Annotated in this window: 2 protein-coding genes; one reads left to right on the forward strand and one right to left on the reverse strand. The window is 69.0% G+C overall.

Annotated features, from left to right (window positions below; genetic code table 11):
- Window positions 1–419, forward strand: a 419-nt coding sequence (locus A5747_RS09730) for a VIT1/CCC1 transporter family protein (protein WP_198938160.1), incomplete at its 5' end; no start/stop codon positions are given.
- Here the strand turns inward: A5747_RS09730 and A5747_RS09735 are convergent.
- The coding region (locus tag A5747_RS09735; RefSeq protein ID WP_369805042.1) for an ATP-binding cassette domain-containing protein at window positions 414–2272 on the reverse strand (1859 nt) is incomplete at its 5' end. The two genes, A5747_RS09730 and A5747_RS09735, sit on opposite strands and share 6 nt — an antisense overlap.

Here is a 2272-nt window from a genome sequence, read left to right on the forward strand (position 1 = left end):
CGGAAGCCGAACGGGCCGAGCTGATCGGCATGCTCGTCGACCTCGGCCTGACCGAGAAAACCGCCCAGCTCGCCACCGATGAGATCCATCGCGACGAGAACCGCGCGGTCAACGTCCATCTGGTGCGGGAGACCGGCATCAATCCGGACGAGAAGCCGTCGGCCTGGGTAGCCGCGAGTTCCTCGTTCGTCATGTTCGCCGTCGGCGCGCTAATTCCCCTGATCCCTTACCTTCTCGGGTATGGGTCGCTGGCGACGGGAATGGCGTGCGGCGCGGCCGGGCTGCTCGTCGCCGGGGGCCTGACCGCGCGGTTCACCCGCAAGCCCATGTGGTGGGCGGCGTCTCGGCAGCTGCTCTTCGGCGCGGTGGCCGTCGCCGCGACGTACCTGCTCGGGTTGCTCGTCGCCGCGCTGTTATGAGGTAGGTGGCCGGTCCACCGGGTTGGGGGAGCGCAGCCGGTACAGGATGAACGCGATCCCGAGCACGCCGAAGCCGACGAGCATGATCATGTCGAACACCCACCAACCCGCATAGTGTGTCCACATCTCGGCATTGGCGGCCAGCGCGTCGATCCTGCGCAGATTCACGGTGGACGCCGAGGCGGCGAAGCCCCATTGGGCCGGGACAAACCACGAGATCTGCTGAAATCCCCACCTGCTCACCAGCTGCACCAGGCTTCCGTTGAACAGTACGGATGCCAGGAGTAGCGGCAGCAGCAGCGGTACGACCTCCCGCAGCGACTTACCCAGCGCCGACAGCGCGAGCGCGGCGATGGCGGACACGATCGCGGTGACGGCGACGGCCACATAGAGCTCGACCGTGGCGTTGTGCAGCGCGGCGGCGCCGTGCACGGGAGCGCCTTTGCCGGCCACGACGATCGCGAACGTGATGGCCGTCAGAATGGCCGCGGCCACGCTGACGAAGATGATCTTGCCGGCCACGTAGGCCGGCGTCGACAGCCCGACAGCTTGCTCGCGCCGAAAGACGCGGCGCTCGCCGACCACCTCGCGGATGCCCAACGCGGTGCCGATGAGCACAGCGGAGATGTTGAGCGCCGCCAGGATCTCGATGGCCTCGTGCGGGTGGTGGCTGGCCGGATTCGGCTTGCCCAGGCCGGAATTGCCGGGAATCAGCAGTGTCAGCGCCGCCAATACGAACGGCAGCAAGAGCAGGAACAGGGAGTAGACGCGGCTCGCGAGTAGGAGGCGAACCTGGCGGCCGATCACCAATCGCATTTGCCGGCTCGCGCTGAGTCCGGCGGGCGGTGGCCATGGCGCTGCCACGGCCGGTGGAGGCACCGCTTGTTGGGGGACAGGAACCGCGCCGGGATCGGCGCTCACCTGCGCGAGGATCGTCGACCAGTCGGTGCTGCCCGTCAAAGACTGGATCTGCAGCGGGGTGCCGGCAAAGGCCATGGTGCCGGCGGCCGTGAGCACCACGACCTGGTCGCACATGTTGAGCCCCGCCAGCGATGTCCGCGAATTCATCGCCACCACGACGACACAACCGATGTCGGCCTGGCGTCGCAGCACCGCCATCACGTGACTTTCCTGCCCCGCGTCCAGCCCGGCGCCCGGCTCGTCGACGACGAGCAGCGTCGGCCTGGTGGTGAGTTCGACCGCCAGCGCGGTGCATCGGCGCGCTTCGGGCGGCAGCTTGCTGATCCGGGTCGAGCGGTATGGCGTCAGTTCGAGTTCTTCGAGAATCTGGTCCACGACGCGGCGGCGGTGTTCGGGCAGGGTGTCCGGCGGGAGCCGTAGTTTGGCCGCGTAGTCGACCGCTCGTTCGACGGTGAGCTGCCGATGAAGGCGGTCGTCGCGCGCGACTATTCCGATGCGGGTGCGCATCGACACGGGCTCGGCGTGCACGTCGTGGTCGTCGACGGTGATCCGGCCGGAGCTGAGTTTCCTTGTGCCCGCGAGCATTCCGAGCAGTGCGGAGTTGCGTGCGGCCGACGGCCCGATCACCGCGGTCAATGTGCCCGGGCGCGCGGTGAACGAGACGTCCGTGAGCAACGCGCGCCCGTCGACGGCAAGCCCCAAATGCTGTGCGGCCACGCCGATCGTGCGCGCGCCGGCCTGCGTCGGCAGCCGAAACGTGGGCTCGGCCTGTTCGGTGCGAAAGGACGGAGCCGCGGCGCGCAGCTTTCGAGTTCTCATCCGCTCGATCAGGCCCGGCGCCCTTGGTTGCTCTGCCTCGCCAGCGGCGGCGGGAGCGGGCGGTGGCGGATGCACGGCCGGCGGCGGCTCGACCGGCGGCGGTGGGGGCGGCG

Origin of the sequence: Mycobacterium sp. IS-836 (genome assembly GCF_001954275.1) — a bacterium.
Taxonomy (GTDB): domain Bacteria; phylum Actinomycetota; class Actinomycetes; order Mycobacteriales; family Mycobacteriaceae; genus Mycobacterium.